The 18,401-nt window shown below is 56.9% G+C and carries 23 protein-coding genes and 1 pseudogene; 12 read left to right on the forward strand and 12 right to left on the reverse strand.

Going from position 1 to position 18,401, the window contains the following annotated elements:
• Positions 1–2: 2 nt before the first annotated feature.
• The 3 genes from CLU91_RS24325 to CLU91_RS24335 all read left to right on the forward strand — a co-directional run bounded on the left by CLU91_RS24325 (position 3) and on the right by CLU91_RS24335 (position 2,829).
• Positions 3–329: a hypothetical protein gene (locus tag CLU91_RS24325; protein WP_100876164.1), complete on the forward strand. Its 327-nt coding sequence runs from the start codon at positions 3–5 to the stop codon at positions 327–329.
• Between the two features lie 21 nt (positions 330–350).
• Positions 351–1,190 (forward strand): MBL fold metallo-hydrolase, encoded by an 840-nt coding sequence (locus tag CLU91_RS24330; protein ID WP_100876165.1) that lies wholly within the window; start codon positions 351–353, stop codon positions 1,188–1,190.
• 458 nt (positions 1,191–1,648) lie between these two features.
• Positions 1,649–2,829, forward strand: a protein-coding gene (locus CLU91_RS24335) for an IS3 family transposase (RefSeq protein ID WP_232730747.1) whose coding sequence is annotated in 2 segments (ribosomal slippage) — positions 1,649–1,919 and positions 1,919–2,829 — 1,182 coding nt in all. Because the reading frame shifts where the segments join, the coding sequence is not laid out codon by codon here.
• A gap of 91 nt (positions 2,830–2,920) precedes the next feature.
• Here the strand turns inward: CLU91_RS24335 and CLU91_RS24340 are convergent.
• The 3 genes and pseudogenes from CLU91_RS24340 to CLU91_RS28580 form a co-directional block, all read right to left on the reverse strand.
• Positions 2,921–3,184: pseudogene (locus CLU91_RS24340) on the reverse strand (DDE-type integrase/transposase/recombinase); the annotation flags it as partial.
• 3 nt (positions 3,185–3,187) lie between these two features.
• A complete protein-coding gene (locus tag CLU91_RS28575) occupies positions 3,188–3,469 on the reverse strand; it encodes a hypothetical protein (RefSeq protein WP_232730866.1) in 282 nt (93 codons plus the stop codon).
• Positions 3,470–3,500: 31 nt separating this feature from the next.
• Positions 3,501–3,704 carry a hypothetical protein gene (locus tag CLU91_RS28580; RefSeq protein ID WP_232730867.1) on the reverse strand — a complete coding sequence of 68 codons (204 nt, stop codon included), beginning with the start codon at positions 3,702–3,704 and terminating at the stop codon, positions 3,501–3,503.
• 342 nt (positions 3,705–4,046) lie between these two features.
• Between CLU91_RS28580 and CLU91_RS28015 the strand changes: the two genes are divergently transcribed.
• From CLU91_RS28015 to CLU91_RS24360, 4 genes are all read left to right on the forward strand, one after another.
• Positions 4,047–5,276: a hypothetical protein gene (locus CLU91_RS28015; RefSeq protein ID WP_157814794.1), complete on the forward strand. Its 1,230-nt coding sequence runs from the start codon at positions 4,047–4,049 to the stop codon at positions 5,274–5,276.
• Between the two features lie 264 nt (positions 5,277–5,540).
• The gene (locus tag CLU91_RS24350; protein ID WP_157814795.1) at positions 5,541–6,521 is read left to right on the forward strand and encodes a hypothetical protein; all 981 of its coding nucleotides are present in this window, start codon (positions 5,541–5,543) and stop codon (positions 6,519–6,521) included.
• A 192-nt stretch (positions 6,522–6,713) separates the two neighbouring features.
• Positions 6,714–7,061 carry a hypothetical protein gene (locus CLU91_RS24355; RefSeq protein WP_100876168.1) on the forward strand — a complete coding sequence of 116 codons (348 nt, stop codon included), beginning with the start codon at positions 6,714–6,716 and terminating at the stop codon, positions 7,059–7,061.
• A 536-nt stretch (positions 7,062–7,597) separates the two neighbouring features.
• The gene (locus CLU91_RS24360) at positions 7,598–7,990 is read left to right on the forward strand and encodes a GFA family protein (protein ID WP_100876169.1); all 393 of its coding nucleotides are present in this window, start codon (positions 7,598–7,600) and stop codon (positions 7,988–7,990) included.
• Between the two features lie 167 nt (positions 7,991–8,157).
• Here the strand turns inward: CLU91_RS24360 and CLU91_RS24365 are convergent, their stop codons facing one another.
• A complete protein-coding gene (locus tag CLU91_RS24365; protein ID WP_100876170.1) occupies positions 8,158–8,541 on the reverse strand; it encodes a c-type cytochrome in 384 nt (127 codons plus the stop codon).
• A gap of 202 nt (positions 8,542–8,743) precedes the next feature.
• The gene (locus tag CLU91_RS24370) at positions 8,744–9,109 is read right to left on the reverse strand and encodes a hypothetical protein (RefSeq protein WP_232730868.1); all 366 of its coding nucleotides are present in this window, start codon (positions 9,107–9,109) and stop codon (positions 8,744–8,746) included.
• A 182-nt stretch (positions 9,110–9,291) separates the two neighbouring features.
• Here CLU91_RS24370 and CLU91_RS24375 point away from each other — a divergent pair, with 182 nt between their 5' ends.
• The 3 genes from CLU91_RS24375 (at position 9,292) to CLU91_RS24385 (ending at position 10,616) form a co-directional block, all read left to right on the forward strand.
• Positions 9,292–9,762: a hypothetical protein gene (locus CLU91_RS24375; RefSeq protein ID WP_100876172.1), complete on the forward strand. Its 471-nt coding sequence runs from the start codon at positions 9,292–9,294 to the stop codon at positions 9,760–9,762.
• Between the two features lie 94 nt (positions 9,763–9,856).
• Complete coding sequence (locus tag CLU91_RS24380; protein WP_096234537.1) at positions 9,857–10,054, forward strand: DUF3079 domain-containing protein; 198 nt, start codon at positions 9,857–9,859, stop codon at positions 10,052–10,054.
• A 136-nt stretch (positions 10,055–10,190) separates the two neighbouring features.
• Entirely contained in the window at positions 10,191–10,616 is a 426-nt protein-coding gene (locus CLU91_RS24385; protein WP_198521398.1) for a prolyl-tRNA synthetase associated domain-containing protein, read from the forward strand.
• 9 nt (positions 10,617–10,625) lie between these two features.
• Here CLU91_RS24385 and CLU91_RS24390 read toward each other — a convergent pair whose 3' ends face one another.
• Complete coding sequence (locus tag CLU91_RS24390; RefSeq protein ID WP_198521508.1) at positions 10,626–11,771, reverse strand: MFS transporter; 1,146 nt, start codon at positions 11,769–11,771, stop codon at positions 10,626–10,628.
• 235 nt (positions 11,772–12,006) lie between these two features.
• Between CLU91_RS24390 and CLU91_RS24395 the strand changes: the two genes are divergently transcribed.
• On the forward strand, positions 12,007–12,624 hold the full coding sequence (locus CLU91_RS24395; protein WP_100876174.1) for a TetR/AcrR family transcriptional regulator: 618 nt from the start codon (positions 12,007–12,009) through the stop codon (positions 12,622–12,624).
• Here CLU91_RS24395 and CLU91_RS24400 read toward each other — a convergent pair.
• Entirely contained in the window at positions 12,621–13,091 is a 471-nt protein-coding gene (locus CLU91_RS24400; protein ID WP_100876175.1) for a GNAT family N-acetyltransferase, read from the reverse strand. The genes CLU91_RS24395 and CLU91_RS24400 overlap by 4 nt on opposite strands.
• Positions 13,092–13,128: 37 nt before the next feature.
• Positions 13,129–13,788, reverse strand: a complete 660-nt coding sequence (locus CLU91_RS24405; protein WP_157814796.1) for an XAC2610-related protein — start codon at positions 13,786–13,788, stop codon at positions 13,129–13,131.
• A 164-nt stretch (positions 13,789–13,952) separates the two neighbouring features.
• On the opposite strand from CLU91_RS24405, the gene CLU91_RS24410 reads away from it, so the two are divergent.
• Positions 13,953–14,609 carry a tetratricopeptide repeat protein gene (locus CLU91_RS24410; protein ID WP_198521399.1) on the forward strand — a complete coding sequence of 219 codons (657 nt, stop codon included), beginning with the start codon at positions 13,953–13,955 and terminating at the stop codon, positions 14,607–14,609.
• Here CLU91_RS24410 and CLU91_RS24415 read toward each other — a convergent pair.
• Genes CLU91_RS24415 through CLU91_RS24430 form a run of 4 tightly spaced genes read right to left on the reverse strand, consistent with a single transcriptional unit; the run spans position 14,596 to position 18,371 of the window.
• Positions 14,596–15,573, reverse strand: a complete 978-nt coding sequence (locus CLU91_RS24415) for a ribonuclease Z (protein WP_100876178.1) — start codon at positions 15,571–15,573, stop codon at positions 14,596–14,598. The genes CLU91_RS24410 and CLU91_RS24415 overlap by 14 nt on opposite strands.
• A 38-nt stretch (positions 15,574–15,611) precedes the next feature.
• On the reverse strand, positions 15,612–16,445 hold the full coding sequence (gene fdhD / locus CLU91_RS24420) for a formate dehydrogenase accessory sulfurtransferase FdhD (RefSeq protein WP_100876179.1): 834 nt from the start codon (positions 16,443–16,445) through the stop codon (positions 15,612–15,614).
• Positions 16,446–16,457: 12 nt separating this feature from the next.
• The gene (locus tag CLU91_RS24425) at positions 16,458–17,378 is read right to left on the reverse strand and encodes a bestrophin family protein (protein ID WP_100876180.1); all 921 of its coding nucleotides are present in this window, start codon (positions 17,376–17,378) and stop codon (positions 16,458–16,460) included.
• A gap of 12 nt (positions 17,379–17,390) precedes the next feature.
• Positions 17,391–18,371 (reverse strand): cytochrome d ubiquinol oxidase subunit II, encoded by a 981-nt coding sequence (locus CLU91_RS24430; RefSeq protein WP_100876181.1) that lies wholly within the window; start codon positions 18,369–18,371, stop codon positions 17,391–17,393.
• Positions 18,372–18,401: the final 30 nt, after the last annotated feature.

The following is an 18,401-nucleotide window of genomic DNA, read 5'->3' on the forward strand; positions in this document are numbered from 1 at the left end:
ACATGCCCAACGTGACGATTTTCATGCCAACAGAAAAGATGCCGCCAGATACGAATCTGGCGGAACTCACCGACCAATGTACCCAACTCTGCACAGAGGTACTTGAAGCTGCGCTGGAGAACGTGCACATCATCTATGTCGGTGTCCGTCATGGCCGGGGGAATCCGGCCTATGCAGAAATCAAATACCGGCTTGTACCGTTCAGGACGCAAGCAGTCATGGCGGTGTTCATGGAAAGGCTGGAGGGCATCATCAAAGCAAATACCGGCCTTGCCGCACGCATCCGCTGTTTTGGCTATGCGACCCAGGCCATTCATGCACGCAATTGATTATCAGATAGGAATACGGCAATGGATCACATGATATTTCCCAGCCAGCAGATAGGCGAGTTTTCGATCACGGCCATCAGTGACGGCTACCTGTCCGCCAGTCTGGATTTGCTCTCCAATATCGGATCGATGGATGCGTCAAAATTGCAGCAGGACGCGGGGGTGAGCGATCCCTCTTCCATCCATATCAACTGCTATCTGGTGCGCGGCCGTGGCCGCACAATCCTGATTGATGCGGGTGCAGGGGGATTCAAGCAATGGGGCGGCAAGCTGAAAGTCAATCTTGCGCTGGCTGGCGTACAACCTTCCGACATCGACACGATACTGCTGACGCATGCGCATCCCGATCACGTCGGGGGGCTGCTTGATGCGTCAGGAGAAGCAGCCTTTCCCGATGCGGAGTTAGTAATCCACCAGCATGAGGTTTCTTTCTGGGAAGACGATGGCAATCTCAGCCGGGCCAGTGAGCGCGCTCGCGGCAACTTCCTGTTTGCCCGGAAGGTGTTTGACCAGTATAGGGAGAAGATGCGCCTGTTTACCGAGAGCGAAGTTCTCCCAGGTATTAGTGCCATGCCCCTACTGGGGCATACCGCAGGGCATTCCGGTTATCGCATCGAATCCTGTGGCCGCAGTCTGTTGATTTGGGGGGATATTGTGCATTTCCCCCAAATCCAGATTGCGCGTCCCGACGTATCCATTGCATTCGACCAAGATCCGCTGCTGTCGGCCGAAACACGCTCAAAACTGCTGGACGTGGTCAGCTCGGACAACATCCTCATCGCCGGCATGCACCTTGGTGAACTCGGCTTCGCGCACATCCAACGCAAAGGCCATCTCTACAGGATAGTCTACGAAGCTTAGCGGCCAGTAAAGATGCCTGTGATGCGCCGACCGCCGGGAATGAGGTCAATGACTCCATGACGCTTGCTACTAGCGATCACTGAAATGCCAGGTACGCAGGCCTATGTAGCGAGACGCCGCTTGAAGTCGGCCGGACCGCTCTTTTAAGCGCTGGCGCATTCGACGCTGCCGGTCACCCAGTGACGCGCTTGCGCGATGTCCGCAAACGCCTTCTTTGGATAGTCGGGGCGATACTTCAACGTCCTGAACATCGGTTCCGAGTACGGGTTGTCGTTGCTGACGGCCGGTCGGCTAAACGATGGGCATGACGCCGGGCGTTTGCAGGGGGGGGGCTAAGTAGGGCGCAATAAATTATTGTGATTTCTGACTTCCATAACCGGCGTTCTGCGGTGTTGTGTAGTGGTTTAATTTGCCCGGACACCTCAATAGGTGGAAAATCCACCATCTGAGGAAAAAGCATGACAACAAGAAAACGTAGAACCTTCGAGCCGAGCCTGAAACTGGAAGTGGTCCGGCTGATCAATGAGCAGGGCCAGAGCGTCCAGAACGTCAGCGAAAGCATGGGCATCGGCCAGACCGCGATCCGTCGCTGGCTGCAGCAGTACAGTGCCGAGCAGAACGGGCAACCCGGCATCGGCAAGCCGCTCACTGCCGAGCAGCAAAGAATCCGCCAACTGGAGCTGGAAAATCAGCAGCTACGGCAGGACGTCACCATCTTAAAAAAGGCCTCGGCCTTCTTTGCCCGCGAAATGAAGTGACCCATACGCTTATTCGCCAGCTGCAAAAGGAGGCCATCCCAGTCCAGCACAGCTGTCGCATCCTGGACGTGAGCCGATCTGGCTTTTACGAGGCGCAGCGTCGTTCTGCTAAACCGGTTTTGTGCAAAGCGAGCGTTCATCTGCGGGCCGCGTTTATGGCAAGCCATCAGAGCTACGGAAGCCGCCGACTGGTCACTGCCATGGCCAGCGCAGGGTTCGACATCGGGCGCTACAAGGTGCGCAGTTTGATGCGCCAGCAGGCTTTGAAGCCGGTCTGGAAGCGCAAGTTCGTCCATACGACGGACAGTAAGCACGACCTGCCAGTGGCCGCCAACGTGCTGAACCGACAGTTCAATCCGAGCGCGCCGAACCTGGCGTACGTCAGCGACATCACGTACATCCGTACCGGTGCCGGCTGGCTGTATCTGGCAACCGTGCTGGATCTGTACGCGCGCAAAGTGGTGGGCTGGGCCATGGCGCCAAGCATGCCAGCCAAGCTGGTCTGCGATGCGTTGACGATGGCCATCCAACAGCGCCGGCCGGCAGCCGGATTGATCGTCCATTCCGACCGGGGCAGTCAATATGCCAGCGAGCTTTACCAGGACCTACTGGCCAGCCACGGCTTCGTCTGCAGTATGAGCCGCAAAGGTAACTGCTGGGACAACGCCGTCGCTGAACGCTTCTTCTTGAACCTCAAGATGGAACGGGTCTGGCAGCGTCAATACGCTAACCACGCCGAGGCCAAAGCCGACATCACCGACTACATCGTCGGCTTCTACAACTGCAAGCGCATCAATTCAGCATTGGGCAATCTGCCACCCTCTGTCTACGAACAGAAAATGGCAGAACGTGAACCTATCGTTGTGTCCGAAATTACTTGACCACCGCATTGCCCGCTGCTGGCAGTGCTCGCACTGCGTCGCAGCGGGCGCCTTGCATAGCATCCGGTTCTGTTTGTCATAACTTCACAATAATTTCCCACGACCTAATTAGCATGGTCGCGCCCTTCATCGGGCTTCCATTGTCAGAGTGCAGGATCACATGGTGCGGCTGGATTTTTTCACTCGCGCAGATGTCCCGCAACACCGCTGTCGCCAAGTCGCTGTTTTCATCTCGATAGACCTGCCATCCGACGACCTTTCGGCTGTAGATATCAATGAACATATACAGGTAAAGATAGCGTCCCTTCACGCCGCTTGGCAGATAGGTAATGTCCCAGCTGTAGAGCTGATTCGGCGGTCAGTCCGCGCTGCGGGTGAGGTCATTGGACCTCGTCCTCCCACAGCGCATTGCACTTTTTTGCAGTAAAAGCAGCGCTGCCGCCTCCGCCAGGGCTTTATCCTTACGATCCAGATCTTTCCTCAGCTTATCGTTCTCTTGCTGCAGACTGCGCACCGCACGTAGTTCGACGGCGGCGTTGCCAGGCTTCGCGTCAAGGCAGAACGCCATGCGCCATTCCTCCAGGTGATGCACAAACAGGCCACGTTCACGACACCAGCCTTGCAGCGCTTCTTGGTCCAAGGCATGCGTCTCGTGAAGCGCTATCAACTGCTCACTTCTGCTCCAATCCTGCGGCTGCCTTTTCCCTGCCAGAAGAGGCGTTCAACATATATAAATTCTTTCTACGTATCCAGTTCTTGACCGTGTAATAGTTGACATGCAGGTCGTCGGCAACGTCCCGCACGGTGCGTTTGCCGCGAGAATAGACCTTGATCAAGGCCTGCTCGATGAAGGCGTCAGCATACACTTTGCTCATGTTGTTTCCTAAAAATGTAAGGAGACAACTAGCCTGACACAGGGGGATGGCTGACCTGGCCCTCGCGCCGGGGATGAATGCGTGAGCTCATGGACTGAAGTTTATGCGATGTGCTGTAACCGGTGGGACGATCTCGGTGGCAAACCGCCGATCAACTCGTCAAGCACAGCTTTGGCCCGGAACAGGGCCATGCTGCGACGAGGAGTGAAACTAAACATCTAGTGGGCCATCAATGAGGCTGCTAATGAATTAATTGCATTTCAAATACATAAGAAGTACGATTGAGTAACATTGCATTCCTAAGAGTAATGTTATTCATTATTTAAGTTACTAAGGAAATGGATGAAAGCTTTATTTTTTACAACTCTGGCCACTATTTTTGTCGCTCCAGCACAAGCGGAAGTTGTCGTTCACCCCATCGTTGCGGGTTCATCTTCTGCTCGCCTCTATGGAGGTGCCGACTACTGTAAGGACTTCTTCATCATGAGGATTGCGGACGGTTGGTCTGTCGTCCAAGAGGGAGAGGCCGATTTAAAAAACGACAAATTTGAGAAGCTTCAAGGATGTTTGGGAAAGACAGACAATGACACCGTCGATGTGGTGGTCTTTTCAGCTGCGGTCATGGATAAATGTACTACATATACTCAATGCGTACCGCCGATACTTGGAAACGGCGCTTGTGTCAATCGAACATCCTATAGACACCGTACTTCGCGCTACGATGGCTATTTTGCATGTAACTCAAACTTTGCAAACCGGAAGGGGATGCTCAATGGACTACAGTTTGATGCTCCAATTGACAACAACTTACTGGCATCTGCATTGTCTAGTAATGCAATAAAAGCAGCGTCAACTGAATTCGCTCAAGCTCAGTACAGCCGTATTCTGGCTAGTATAGAACAAGTTGACACTGCAAAGTGTGGAAGTTGCCAACTAGAACGCGACGCCATCATTAATTTCTTTAATAATTTTTCAAACTATACAAATCCAGAGAAACTAATTACGGCAGGTCGCGATTATATTAACATAACCGGTATCCGACAATTGCCATCATGGATGATGGCTCGGATTTCTCCAGTTACAGCGGAAATGCTTATTGCTCAAGGCGGGCAAGATTGGCGTCAAAAATATGTGGCACGAATAAAGCAATTAATGGCATCTGATGCAAATATGAAAGATATTGAATCATTCATTAAGCAACTGGAGAATTCTTCAAACGACAATTGGAGTTCGGTTGATTTTGATGGTAAATTGCCACAGTTTAAAGAGTTACTCCGAAACCGCATGAATGAAGAAAATCGTCTGGCTAAGAAGCGAACGCAAGACGCTGCACAGGAAGCTGAGCGTCAACGCCAGGCCGAGGCAAAAAAAGTGCTGGCTTGGCGTAAAACCCTGCAAGTCGGCTCGGATACCTTCTGCGGTCCTGTGATTGAAATCCGCCATCCTATGGTAAAAATTTTTATTAGCGTTCAGCTGCAAGGATTCGGTAATGAGGCTTGGCTTAAGTCTTCCGACATATTTCCACCTGAGTACGGTTGCCGTAATGTAAACGGCCGTTTAAGCACCTACTGATCGCCGAAGCGGCAACGGTAAAATTGGCTGGGGGCATTGCATCTGCCCTTCTGGCGTTCCGAACGTGCCGTAAAAGAGGTGGCATAGCATACCCAACGGCCCCGGACAATGAGTTTCGGTTATCATTGCATTGCATTGCATTGCATTGCATTGCATTGCATTGTATTCACCGGCGTCTTTTAACTTCTTTCATTTACTGCTCTTCATTTTTCAGTGCATTGCTGTCAGAATGTTGGCAATACTTAGTCACCCAAGGATCAAAAAATGAGTTTGTCGCAAACGAGAAAAGGAATGCTGGCCGGAATACTTGTTGCTGGACTCCTTGGCGGATGTACCACTACAGAGAAGTATGCGGCCTATAAAAAGGAAGCCCAACAAGATCACGTTGAGGCAGGAAAATTTCAGCTGATGACTGGTGATCCGCGCATGAGTGGCCAGAATTACTACGCCCGATTGACCAATTCGAATGGCCTCTGGACCAGCGAATTGAGCGCCAAACAATTCCGGCGAACCAACGAGCACCAAGAGTTATTCGTAATAGATGTAGAGAAAATGCAGATTAAGCCAGATTTCGTTACGGCGCGTGGCGACCATGTCATTGTGCCTGATAAGTATCAAACGGTAATTTGTCCCCCGGATTTCATCTCCAGTGAATTAAAAAAAGTGAAATACACAGTATGTACGACAGTATTTGCTGCTTCACTTGGCAGTGTCAAATGGACTGAGATGGCAGCGGTCGTGGCAGGCTCGGACTTGCCGGAGAAGGTACTTGGTATGGCAACTGTTCAAGCCAAAGATGCTGCGCAGGTGGAGGCGGATAAAAAAGCGGTGGCTGTCCGAGTTGAGGAAGGCGCAAGGTTGAGGGCGATCCAAGAAAAGGAAAAGTATCAGTTGCTAAAGCGCGACGGTGATGCACGCGCTGACATCCAATTTGAGGCGAGAAGCAGGGCTCGTGCGCTGCAATGCGGTCCGGCAGATTTTGCTGATTCATACATCAGCGAGAATAAGAAATTCATGGCATACCGCTATGAACATAATCCCGGCATGAAGGCAATTTTCACATCCGCCAAAGAGATGGAGCAACAGATAATGCGCGAGATGAATTCTGCAGTGCCATATGATGTTCGGACATGTACCGAGGATGTGCGGAGTATGATCGCTCTTCAAAAAAGTCGAACTCAAGAAATGCTCACCGTAAAACAGATGTCCGAGAAGTTCAAGCGGGACCAGAAGATTTCTAAATGAGATGTTAATGTTCGCAGTTATCGGGGGCAGATACCATCTTGAATGAAAAGTCCTTTTGCCCAGTAATGCGCATGGCGCACTCATACCGTCGTTTACACGTGCCACAGCTCGACCGCTGAAGTAGGCCATTTGTGCAACAGAGCCAACTTGCTGTATAAAGTTGTTTTTTTAAATATAGCATGAGGATAAGAAATGGAGTCGAAAGATGTTGGGATATCCAAGGAAGTTGGAAAATATTTATACCGTATCGCTCCAGAGGATGCAAAAATAATTCTGATGATTGCCGTCCTTTCTCCCGAAGGTGACGTTGGGCGCTTTGAGTTTTATTCAAACAATGGAGTTGCTGAGGGAACGTTTTCCGTCAGTGATGCAGATGTGAAGAAACTTATTGACTTGCTTGGTGAACATCAGCAATTCATGGTTAGTAATAATCAGCCTGCATGGACGCGTTGCGAGTTTACGGTAAATGTTGATTCCGATAAATTTTCTATGGAACTGGGTTATGAGGGGGATATGTTTAAATTGGGTTCCTTGCGATAATTTATAGGTGACTTTGGTTTTGGTGGGGTGAGGGCGGTGGTTTTAATCAGATTTCACTTGGTGTCGCCAATGCGGATCAGCACGAAACTAGAAAATTAACATTTCCTGGGAATCTGATTGACAAGGAAATCGTGCGCCACCTGCATGAATAAAACAGGAGAATCGTTGTATGCCTCGTGTCCTGCATATGGAATATTCAGGAAGGCACAACCTTTTATTTGACTTCGTAACAGAAATGGACTCCCGATAGCATTGCCTATGATTTCAAAGTAGATTTCGGCATCCTCAACGGATAAGTGCTGGCATGAAGAATGCGTAAAAGTCGTCATCGTGAATTTATCCCTGTATTTTGATTTGTAGATCATACGTGGGTCGACTGTCAGTTTTTGTCAGTATCTGATCGGTATCTGGCCCTCGCGCGCGCTCTCGCCCGCACGGTGCCTTCTGCTGTAGCTTTTGATATTCCTCGATGTGGACCTTGCCTGCACAGAAGTACTGTGTAAAAATACAGTGTCAACTTTCAAAAAGGACACCTCATGATCAAAGGCAGTTGCTGCTGTGGTTCGGTAAAGTTTGAATTGGCATCCCCCCCAAGCATGATGGGCATGTGTCACTGTTCTCGTTGTCGGAAGGCCGGAGCGAGTGCCTTGGCCTTTGTGGATAAAAATTCTTTTACCTTGCTGGAGGGGCGAGAATTTATTCAACGCTATGAGCCAGAGCCTCCGTTTACATATGCAAGAACTTTTTGCAAAAACTGCGGAACGTCGTTGGGGGAAATTGGCTCAGAGAATGATTCATTTCCAATATCGCTTAACTGTCTGGATGATGACCCTGAGGTAAGAATGCAATTTCATGTTCATGTTGGCTCCAAGCCTGCATGGTATGAAATTTGTGACAATGCAAAACAGTTTCAAGAAAGTCCGGCATAATAAAAAAAGCCAGTCAGTTGACTGGCTTTTTTATCGCACTCTTGATATTTCGAAGAATGTCGATGTTCGTTTTCTGCCTTCGCGTCCCGCATGTGAAATTTGAAGGGCCGGCCTGTCGGCCCAACTCGCTCCGAACCCTCCAACGGTGCACCGATATTGCCTGAAAATCATCGATTTTTTGTAATCACGCCACTCATGTATTGATTCAAGTCGCGAAAATCCTGAACCTTCCATGCGTAAGGCGATATTTTTACGCCATTTTCTCGCAAAGTTTTTGGGATCAAGTCGCCATTCGGGCGAAGTATGACTGATGAAACAATCACGCCCGGATAATCTTTCAGGCGTTTTTTGAAGGCGGTGGTTGTAAGGTCAGGCGTGGGAGGATTGCTTTTATTCGCCAATGGCCCGCTTCCCTTGATATCTGTTCCGTGGCACACGGCGCATCGCTGTATATAGAGATTTTTCCCGTTGATATTATCCGCGAAGGATGGTGATGCTTGAATTAGCGATAGCATTCCCAGCGAGGCGATGAATGTTATTTTGATTTTCATGTGGTCTTGTATCAATAAAATCTGAGTCGATTATTATATCTGCCGTTGTTCGGTTGCACCAGTTTGGTGATTCGGGAGCGAAATGGTGGTGCCAGTGATAAGGGCGCGCCGCGTGGTTCCGCTTATTTCCTCGGTTGAGCCAGTTTCTACGGCGTCCAGCACCTCCGTTCGTGTGCAATGCCATGGAATGACCCCGATGTGCTCAGGTAGGCGCCATCGGCCCCTTGTTGATGGGTACGAACACTGTCCATTTCTTTTGTATCGTGGGCGTTACGGTCTGGTCGCAACTTACCGCAACATTCGCTCCAGACAAGCCATGGCTCTTCGGAGCCCATTTCACGCGCAGCGATACCGCACATCTGGCAACCAGAATCTTCCGGTTCGGCTCCATGGCCTGCCACTTTGTTCCATTTTTCAGATTCTCTGCTGCAATAAACTGTACCGCAGCCTCCCTTATCTCAAACAATCCATGTATGTCACCGCGTGTCCGATCCTCGTCAAGCGTGCTGGCAAACGCCGATGAGGCACCCGCAACAAGAAAAAAGGATCCAGCAATGGTGGTGTACACGCGTTTATTCAATCGTAACGGTAGCAACATATTTATAATCCTTGCCAAGTTTGTTCTTTATCAGATAAGTTTCAGCGTGCCTGCTTGCGTGGCTTGGCCGCCTCGGTTTTGAACTCTCCGGCAATGCATGCATTATTCGGCGCAACCATTGAGTGAGCGCTTACAAAAACTCTTGCACACTTATGATACCTGTCTACACCCTCGCCGTAGCCTTGGCACAAGACCCCGCCCGCTTCGCCAAGACGCAATCGCTCACGCTCGACAGCGCCAAGCCCCACATGGGACTGAAAGGCAGGCACGGCCTGTTCGCTTCCGACGCATGGTGGGACAGCATCAAAGCCGGCCGCATCCAGACGCAAACGGTGACGGGCAGCATCGAACGCACGTATTTCGCGGGCCAGGACAGCCGCCGTGGCGATCAAGTCAACAGCTTCATCCTGCGCCTGACTGACGGTTCGACAGTCGACGAAAGTATCTACATGCAGCGCAAGCAGGATATCGCACTGTTCGTGCCCGGCGCCATGGTGACGATGGTGTATGCGCTGGACGAACTGAAGGAACAGCCGGCCGTGGATGGCAGTGTCAATGTCGCGCGTATCGTGCTGGAAGTGTACTGCGCTTTGCCGCCACACCGCCCATCTGCGCAGAATTGATCCCGGACAAGTTTCCAACCGAAATTCGTTTGACCGCCCCCCGCGCCAGGTCTAGAGTCGTTGAAGAGACCTCAACCGACTGCATCCCCACGCCATGGCCAAGCCCTTTCCCTTGAACCCCAAGAATCCCGAACGCATCTGCTGGGGTTGCGACAAGTATTGCCCGCCGGACGCCATGCGCTGCGGCAATGGTTCCGAACGCACGCAGCACCCCATCGAACTGTTTGGGGAAGGCTGGAATGACTGGGGGCTGGCGGCCGCTGACAAGAAAGAGGACGAAAGCAAGCCTTAGGCAAGCGCACCATGCGGAGCGGCGCTACAATTGCCCATCGCACACGCGCCCTCGCTGAGAAAATCACATGCAAGCAACCCTGTCCCGCTGGCTGGCAAGCAGTGCCGGTGACTACACCTTGGTGTAACACCCGGCCGTGCACACCATCGATGAAGCACTGAAGCACGTGCCGGCCATGTCCGGCCTGATGGTGAAAAACCTGTTCGTGCGTGACGAGAAGGGCCGCCGGCATTTTCTCGTCATCGTGCCGTTCGACAAGCGCATCAACCTGGCGGCGCTGGGGCGCTTGCTGACGGCCAGCAAGTTGAGCATGGCCTCGCCCGAGCGTTTGCTGCAGCACCTCGGTATCACTCCTGGCTCCGTCAGCCTGTTTGCGCTGATACACGACGGCGCACAGGCGGTGGAACTGGTGCTGGACCAGGCCGTATGGGAAGCTGATTCTGTGCAAGCCCATCCGCTGCGCAATACGGCCACCGTGGTGCTGTCGCATGCCATCTTGGCCAGTTTCCTGGCGCATACGGGGCACGTGCCCCGCATCGTGACGGTGCCGGCGGCTGATTAAACGGTCGCCTCAGTGCCCGGCCACGGGCGCCGCACCGCTGCGCCGTCCTGGCCGGAAACCGTGCGCGCGTGCCGTCCAGGCGAACGCGAACGCCAGCACCAGCAATGCCACCATGGCCCAGGGAAAGGCCCCTGCGCCCCAGGTTTCCAGCAGGGCGCCACCCACCACGCCCGCGGCCGCAATCGCCCCATTCCACGCCACCACATTCATCGACAAGGCCACGTCGGCGCCGCTGCCGGCCGTGTCCGCCAGCGCCGTCTGTAACAGCGTTGCCGCGCCGCCGAAGGACAAGCCCCAGACGGCCATGCCCAGATAGATCACAAAGGGAATGTGCGAGGCGACGCCCAGCGCCAGGGCCGTCGCGGCAAACACGGCCAGGCTGGCCAGCACGGTGGCGCGCAAATGGCGCTCGACCAGTTTACCCGTGATCCATATGCCGGCCATGGCGGCGGCGCCAAAGACGAGCAGCACCAGGTCGATGCGCGCCGTCAATCCGGCCGGTGCCACGAACGGGGCAATGTAGGTGTAGAGAATATTGTGCGCCAGCATCCAGGCGATGACGACGGCCAGCACGGGCCGCACGCCCGGCGTCGTGAAGACGCGGCGCAGGGGCAGGCGCTCATGGACGGACTGGCCGGGATAGTCCGGCACCTTCGCCAGTACCCAGGCAATCAGGATCAACGTCAGGGCGGAAATGATCCAGAACGCGGCGCGCCAGCCGACGAGCGAACCGAGCAGGGTGCCCAGCGGCACGCCCAGGGACAGGGCGACGGGCGCGCCCACCATGGCCAGCGCCAGGGCGCGGCCTTGCTGCTGCGGCGCCACCATGCGCCGCGCGTAGCCGGCCAGCAAGCTCCACGCCAGCCCGGCCGCCATGCCGGCAAAGAAGCGGGCCGCCAGGGTCAGCCAGTAGTGCGATGACAGGGCTGTGACGGTATTGAACACGAGAAAGCCGATGATGGTCAGCAGCAGCACGTTACGGCGGCGCCAGCCGCGCGTGGCGATGGTCAGCGGAATGGCCGCCAGCAGGGAGCCGAGCGCATAGGCCGTGACCATTTGCCCGGCCAGCGCGGCGCTGATGCCGAGGCCCGCGCTGATCTGTGGCAACAAGCCGGCGGGCAAGGTTTCCGTGACGATGCAGATAAAACCCGTCATGGCCAGGGCCAGCAGGCCGGCAACGGGGAGGCGGTCGGCCAGCACTGGGCTGGCTCCGATAGTGATAGTGGCGTGATTCACGGCAAACATCCTTGTAAAGAGATCAGGCGCAGGAGTGCCCTGACCGTCATGGCGGTACATATATATCGTTCGGTACAAATATAGGTGATGGCGTGCTCCGTTGTCAACGACTTCTGTATCGAGTAGTATGTAAGTAGATGAAAGGGAGCGATCGATGGCGCAAATGGGACGGCCGCGCACGTTCGACCGGCAGGCAGCGGTCGAGCAGGCCATGTTTTTATTCTGGCAGCAAGGGTATGAGTCGACGTCCTTGAGCCAGCTCAAGGCGAGCCTGGGCGGCGGCATTTCCGCGCCCAGCTTTTATGCGGCGTTCGGCTCGAAGGAAGCGTTGTTCCGCGAGGCGGCGCAATGCTATCTGGATACCTTTGCGCGCGTCACGCAGTGTTTGTGGGACGAAGGCCTGGCGCCGCGCGCGGCCGTCGAGCTGGCCTTGCGCCAGTCGGCCCGCATGCAGTCCGATGCGGGGCATCCGCCCGGTTGCATGGTGGCGCTCGGCTGCATGAGCGCGCCGACGGCCGAACATGCGGCCGTGGCCGCACCGCTGACCGCTTCGCGCGCGCGCACGCGCGCCGGCTTCGTGCGCTGCGTCGAGCGGGGCATGGTCAGCGGCGAATTGCCCGCAGATACGGATGCAGCGGCTCTGGCATCCGTCTTCGACAGCTTTTTATCGGGCGTGTCGATTCAGGCCCGCGATGGCGTTGGCTACGCCGTGTTTGACGGGGCGATTAGCCAGTTGATGCGCGTGTGGGATGCCAACCGCTTGACCGCTTAGGCCGTAAAGTGAAATTCCAGCACATCGTCGCCATACTTGTCGGTCTCGCCCGTCGCCGTCCAGCCCAGGTAGCGGTAAAAGCCGTAGGAGCGCGAGGCGGGGTCGCTGGAACAGCCGAGGAACAGGCGTTGGTGGCCTTGCGCGCGCAGTTCCGTCATCACCAGTTCCAGCAAGGTCTTGCCTAAGCCTAAGCCTTCGAATGCCGGCAGCAGGGCCAGGACGATGATTTCGCCCGTGTCGCGCTCGCCAAAGCAGTAGCCGGCCAGCTGGCCGTCGTGATGGCAGACCTGGCCGGGCAAGCTGCCCGAACGCATCATGTCCGCCCAGGTGTCAGCCGTGATACCGACTTCCGCCAGACGTTCGCGTGAAACGGCGTTTTGCCGCGTCTTGCCGCGCAATGCGATGAAAGCGGGAGTGTCTTCCGCCTTGGCGGCATGAAAAGTAATCGATGCGGGATGTGTCGTCATATGTGTTGTTCGATGGTGTCGGATTGGGGGGTAAATATCACTCCCAGGATTTGCGCATCATGCGCGCATGGCGCTGCCAGTCATAGGCTTTGGTATTCTCGATGGCTTGCTGGCCAGGATTGCCGCTATCGATGATTTCATCCTTGACGATGATCAAGTCGTTTTTATCATTCAAGCGGTATTCCCGGTAGCGCTCGCAATCCTGTGCGCGCCGGGCGATGGTAATTAATTTGCTGGCCTGCCAGGCATAGCTGTCTTCATAAAAACATTGCGCCGCGCAGCCGCAATTGGCGATGCCGCCTGCGATTGCTTGATCGGCGATGCGGATTTCCAGATTCGGAATCGCTGACAAGGGTTGGTTGAAACGGTATTGCCGCGCTGGCGCATCCCATAGCCACACATCGGAACAGCGGATGCGTCCCTGGCTATCCGTATAACCGGTCACCCACAGGTCGGCATGGCCGTCAAAATTCATGTCGAGCAGCAGCGCGTGCAAATTGCCCGTGCCGCTGCTGCTGCAGTTGCCAGCGATCCACCGCTTGCCGACTTTCATCTGATAAGTCTGTTTTTCATCGTGATTGACATAGCGGATATCGGCCGCTTGCCGCACTTTGCCTGTCGCGGCCTTGTCCAGGTGCAAGGTGCCGCCATAAGCGGAGGTGGACAGCAGGGATAAAAGCAGAGCAATCAGTTTCATGGCGATATTCTTGGGCTGGCATGTGATCTGATGCCGGGATTCAATCGTGCGGTGAACGATCATAACGCAGGATTTGGGCAATGCGCCACACCATACCCTATCGTGCATTTGGCGCGGAACAGTGCTGTGTACAATGCCAAAAAATCCACGAACAAGGAATTCTGATGACATCCTCTCCCGACTCTTTGAATGAAGCGGGCATCCTCGCTTATAACGACGGCAATTACGCCGAGGCCTTCAAACAATTCGATGCGGCTGCGCGCAGCGGCGATCCGGCCGGCCAGCATTTATTGGCCAGCCTGTATTACCAGGGCCATGGCGTGACGCAAGACGTGCCGCAAGCGGTGGAACTGTTCACGGCGGCGGCGCAAGCGGGCTTTCCGCCGTCGCTGGCCAACCTGGCCCTGATGTATGCGAGCGGCGATGGCGTCGCGCAAAACATGGCGCAATCGCTCGCGTATGGCCGCCAGGCGGCCGAGGCGGGCGATGGGCAGTCGCAATTCAACCTGGCGCAGGCCTACCGCAAGGGGATGGATGTACCGCAAGACTACGCCGAGGCGGCGTTCTGGTACAAGCAGGCGGCCGAAGCGGGTTCCTTGTCCGCGCAGAATGAATACGGCTTGCTGTACGCGCAAGGGCAGGGCGTCGAGCTCGACTACGTGCAGGCCTACGCGTGGATTGCCATGCCGGCCGAGGCGGGCAGCGCACAATCGATCAAGAACCGCGACCAGTTGCTGGAAATCCTCACGCCGTCACAGCAGCAGGCGGCGCGCGCGCTGGCCGCCGAGTATGCGGCGCAGTATGGCGTCAATCCCCACTAGATTTCTTTGCCGGCAGCTTGGTCAGTACGCCGGCCGCATCGAGTGCATAGCTGTCGAAATCGCGCGCCAGGAACAATTCACCCGAGTAATGCAGCCGGGCTTCCGCTTCCAGTTCGGCCATGCCGTCCGCGTTGTGATAGCGGGCGCTGAAGTGGGTGAGGATCAGATTCGGCAAGCGGACCGCTTCGGCAAACTGCGCCACGCGCTGCACGGAACTGTGCGTGGGGCCGGGGCCCACCTTTTGCAGCATGGCTTCCGTGTAGGTGGCTTCATGCACGAGCAATTGCGCGTCCGCGCAAGCGTCCGCCAGCAGCGTCGGCGTGTCGTTGTCGCCGCCGATCACCACCGTGGCGCGCTGCGTGTCCACCTGGCGGAAATCGGTGGCGTGCAGTACCGTGCCATCGTCCAGGACCGCGTCCTGGCCCGCCTGCAACATTCCCCAGGCGGGTCCGGGCGGCGCGCCAGCCGCTATCAAGGCAGGCTTGTCCAGCTTCCATCTGCTCGTTTCCAGTGCAAAACGATAACCGACGCTTGGTGCGCGGTGCGACAGCGCATGGCGCGAGATGGTCAAGCCCGCTTCGTCGTGTACGACTGGCGCGCTGTCCACGTCGATATGAATCAAGGGGTACGTCAAAAACAGTTCCGTGTGCAGCAGGGTGGCGTCGATCCAGGCCTTGATGGCGGCCGGGGCGATCAGCAGCAAGGGCTTCTTGCGTCCCGTCATCGAGGCGCTGGCCAGCAAGCCAGGCAGCCCATAGCTGTGGTCGCCATGCACGTGGGTGATGCAGATGCCCACCAGGTCGTGCACGGACAAAGGCAGGCGCTGCAGCCGGTGCTGCGTGGCCTCGCCGCAATCGATCATCCACCAGTCGCGGTTGTGCGTGGTTTGCAGGGCCAGCGACGTGACGTTGCGGTGGCGCGTGGGCACGCCGGAAGACGTGCCGAGAAAAGTCAGTTTGAACATGCCCGCATTATGCGGCAGGCGTGCCCGCTTGCCAATGTTCAGCCCACCGGCGGCACCTCGTCTGCCGTGTAGTCGACAAAGCCGTCGCGGCGGCAAAAACTGGCCAGTTGCATGCCGGCCTGGCGCGCGATGCGGATCGCCAGCGAGGTGGGGGCGGAGATGGTGGCGACGAGCCCGATATGCATGCGCGCCGACTTGCGCACCAGTTCATAGCTGGCGCGGCTGGACAGGAAGACGAAACCGTCGTGCATGGCGATGCGGTGCAGCGCCAGGTAGCCGATCAGTTTATCGAGGCCGTTATGCCGGCCCACATCCTCGAACACTTTCACGATGGCGCCCTCGGCCGTGCACCAGGCGGCCGCGTGCACGCCGCCCGTCTTGTGCATCAGCTCCTGGTAAGGCAGCAGTTCGCGCGCGGCGCGCCCGAGGATGGCGCTGCTGGCGACCAGCGGCGGCAGCGGCCGCGTGATCTTTTCCGGCACCAGGTCCAGCAGGGCCAGGCTTTCGATGCCGCACACGCCGCAACCGGTGCGCCCCGTCAGCGCGCGGCGGCGGGCCTTGAGGCGGAGCAAATCCGGCTGGGCGATGGTCAGCCGCACTTCCGCGCTGTCCGCGCCGCAGCACACGTCGAGGTCGTAGATGTCGCGCACGCTGCCGACGATGCCTTCGGTCAAGGTAAAGCCGACGGCGAATTCCTCCAGGTCGCGCGGCGTGGCCATCATCACGGCGTGAGCGATGCCGTTGTAGACGAGGGCCACGGGATATTCCTCGGCCACCATGTCGTGGCCCGCCGTGGCCACGCCGGCCTGGTGGCGCACCATGGGAACTTCCAGGAAACCGTCGCGTTCGGTGGTAGTGGTATCAAAGTCCATGCTGTTCTCCGGTTAATTGATCTGATAGCGCGGGCAGGGCCGGATCGAGGGCGGCAACGGGGCGCCATGCAATTCCAGCAGCGAGCGTTCCGTTTCCCGCGTCATGGCGTTCAGGGCCAGGCAGTTGGGCGCCAGGCCGAACGGTTCGGCGATCTGTTGCGCGATGGCTTCCAGCGCAAACAGGGTGTAGGCAACAAAGACGGAAATGAGGGGCGTGGCCACGCCGATGGCGTCCACCAGACCCAGCGGCAGTAAAAAACAGTACATATAGACGGTGCGGTGCACCAGCACGCCGTACGGATACGGAATCGGCGTGTTCTTGATGCGCTCGCAGCCGGCCACGGTGGCGGCCAGGTCGTTGAGCTGGGTGTCGAGCATCCACAGCAGCTGCGTCTGGCCCGGCTGGCGCTGCACGGCCTCGTACAGCATGGCGCGTACCGAATGGAGCACGGCGACAGGCTTGAAGTTGACGCCCTGCAAGCGCTGTACATCCTCGGCCGGCAGGTAGCGTGCCAGGTCTTGCTGCGGGTCCGTCTGGCGCAACTGGTGCTTGAGCGCATACACGAAAGCGATCAGGCGGCGCAGCAGCAACTGGTGATCGAGGCCGCTCGTCTCCTGCGGCAGATACGTGAGCGCCTGCGAAGCGAGGGCCCGCGCGGCGATCAGCAATTGCCCCCAGATATGTCGCGCCTCGACAAAGCGCGCATAGCTGGCATTGTTGCGAAAGCCGAGGAAGATCGCCAGGCTGATGCCGACCATGGGAAACGGCGCCGTATCGAGCGGAATCTTGACGCCGAAGATACGGCCATCCGTCAGCAGGGCCAGCGAACTGACGACCAGCATCAGCAGCAATTGCGGGATGATGGCTTGCAGCACCGAGCCATCCCAGACGAACAGCATGCGGAACCAGTTGGTGGTAGGCCGAATGATCATGTTTGATGCCGCTCAATGCTTGCGGGGCACGACTTTGCCCTCGAAGACGTAGTATTGGAACAGGTTGTAGCCGATCATGATCGGCAGCATGGAACCCATGCCGATCAGCATGAAGATCAAGGTAGGCTCGTCCGATGCGGCCGCCGCGATGCTCAGCTTGCCCGGCACGAGGTCGGGGAAGAAGCTGATGGCCAGGCCCGCGAACGAGGCCAGGAACAGCACGATGGCGCCGCGGAACGGTCCGCGCACGCCGTTCACGTGCACGGCCCACAGGATGTAGATGAAGGCGCTGGCGGCGATGGCGGCCAGGGCCAGCAGCACGCCGAACACGCCCGGCTGCGCCCAGAGGTCGTGGCCGATGGCGCTGAAGACCATGGTGCCGGCCGACAGCACGATGGCAGCCGCGACCGTCGCCAGCACGCTGGCCGTCGCATAGCGGCGCGCCGCCGCTTCCAGCTGGCCGCCCGTCTTCTTGATCAGGTAGGTGCTGCCCAGCAGGCAGTACCCGGCCACCACGCCCAGCGCCGTGCAGGCCGTGAAGACCGCACTCAGCGGGCCCGGCTGCAAGCCCGTGATGACCTCGCCCAGCACCACGCCTTGTGCCACGGCGGCCAGCAGGCTGCCCACGCCGAAGACCAGGTCCCACAGGCGCTTGTTGCCGGCCGCATGGCGGAACTCGATCGAGGCGCCGCGCATGATCAGGCTGGCGATCAGCAGCATGATGGGGATGTACAGCTGTTCCAGCAAGGTGGCGTAGGCGCTGGGAAAGGCGCCGAACAGGGCGCCGCCCACCACCACCAGCCAGGTTTCATTGGCGTCCCACACGTGCTCGATGGACTGGAAGATCAGGTTGCGTTCCTGCTCGCGGCGGGTGAACAGGCTGAGGATGCCCACGCCCAGGTCGAAGCCGTCCGTGACCACGTAAAAGATCAGCATCAGGCCGATCAGGCCGAACCAGGCATTGCCCAGCATGGCATGCGAATTGATATTCATTACAAACTCCTTGATTGGTAGGGGCGCATT

Origin of the sequence: Janthinobacterium sp. 64 (assembly GCF_002813325.1) — a bacterium.
Classification (GTDB): domain Bacteria; phylum Pseudomonadota; class Gammaproteobacteria; order Burkholderiales; family Burkholderiaceae_D; genus Janthinobacterium.

Excerpts from the sequence above, each read along its gene's own strand:
- CLU91_RS24325 (WP_100876164.1), top strand. The coding sequence starts at position 3 with ATGCCCAACGTGACGATTTTCATGCCAACAGAAAAGATGCCGCCAGAT.
- CLU91_RS24330 (WP_100876165.1), top strand. The coding sequence starts at position 351 with ATGGATCACATGATATTTCCCAGCCAGCAGATAGGCGAGTTTTCGATC.
- CLU91_RS28580 (WP_232730867.1), bottom strand. The coding sequence starts at position 3,704 with ATGAGCAAAGTGTATGCTGACGCCTTCATCGAGCAGGCCTTGATCAAG.
- CLU91_RS28015 (WP_157814794.1), top strand. The coding sequence starts at position 4,047 with ATGAAAGCTTTATTTTTTACAACTCTGGCCACTATTTTTGTCGCTCCA.
- CLU91_RS24350 (WP_157814795.1), top strand. The coding sequence starts at position 5,541 with ATGAGTTTGTCGCAAACGAGAAAAGGAATGCTGGCCGGAATACTTGTT.
- CLU91_RS24355 (WP_100876168.1), top strand. The coding sequence starts at position 6,714 with ATGGAGTCGAAAGATGTTGGGATATCCAAGGAAGTTGGAAAATATTTA.
- CLU91_RS24360 (WP_100876169.1), top strand. The coding sequence starts at position 7,598 with ATGATCAAAGGCAGTTGCTGCTGTGGTTCGGTAAAGTTTGAATTGGCA.
- CLU91_RS24365 (WP_100876170.1), bottom strand. The coding sequence starts at position 8,541 with ATGAAAATCAAAATAACATTCATCGCCTCGCTGGGAATGCTATCGCTA.
- CLU91_RS24375 (WP_100876172.1), top strand. The coding sequence starts at position 9,292 with ATGATACCTGTCTACACCCTCGCCGTAGCCTTGGCACAAGACCCCGCC.
- CLU91_RS24380 (WP_096234537.1), top strand. The coding sequence starts at position 9,857 with ATGGCCAAGCCCTTTCCCTTGAACCCCAAGAATCCCGAACGCATCTGC.
- CLU91_RS24390 (WP_198521508.1), bottom strand. The coding sequence starts at position 11,771 with ATGACGGGTTTTATCTGCATCGTCACGGAAACCTTGCCCGCCGGCTTG.
- CLU91_RS24395 (WP_100876174.1), top strand. The coding sequence starts at position 12,007 with ATGGCGCAAATGGGACGGCCGCGCACGTTCGACCGGCAGGCAGCGGTC.
- CLU91_RS24400 (WP_100876175.1), bottom strand. The coding sequence starts at position 13,091 with ATGACGACACATCCCGCATCGATTACTTTTCATGCCGCCAAGGCGGAA.
- CLU91_RS24405 (WP_157814796.1), bottom strand. The coding sequence starts at position 13,788 with ATGAAACTGATTGCTCTGCTTTTATCCCTGCTGTCCACCTCCGCTTAT.
- CLU91_RS24410 (WP_198521399.1), top strand. The coding sequence starts at position 13,953 with ATGACATCCTCTCCCGACTCTTTGAATGAAGCGGGCATCCTCGCTTAT.
- CLU91_RS24415 (WP_100876178.1), bottom strand. The coding sequence starts at position 15,573 with ATGTTCAAACTGACTTTTCTCGGCACGTCTTCCGGCGTGCCCACGCGC.
- fdhD (WP_100876179.1), bottom strand. The coding sequence starts at position 16,445 with ATGGACTTTGATACCACTACCACCGAACGCGACGGTTTCCTGGAAGTT.
- CLU91_RS24425 (WP_100876180.1), bottom strand. The coding sequence starts at position 17,378 with ATGATCATTCGGCCTACCACCAACTGGTTCCGCATGCTGTTCGTCTGG.
- CLU91_RS24430 (WP_100876181.1), bottom strand. The coding sequence starts at position 18,371 with ATGAATATCAATTCGCATGCCATGCTGGGCAATGCCTGGTTCGGCCTG.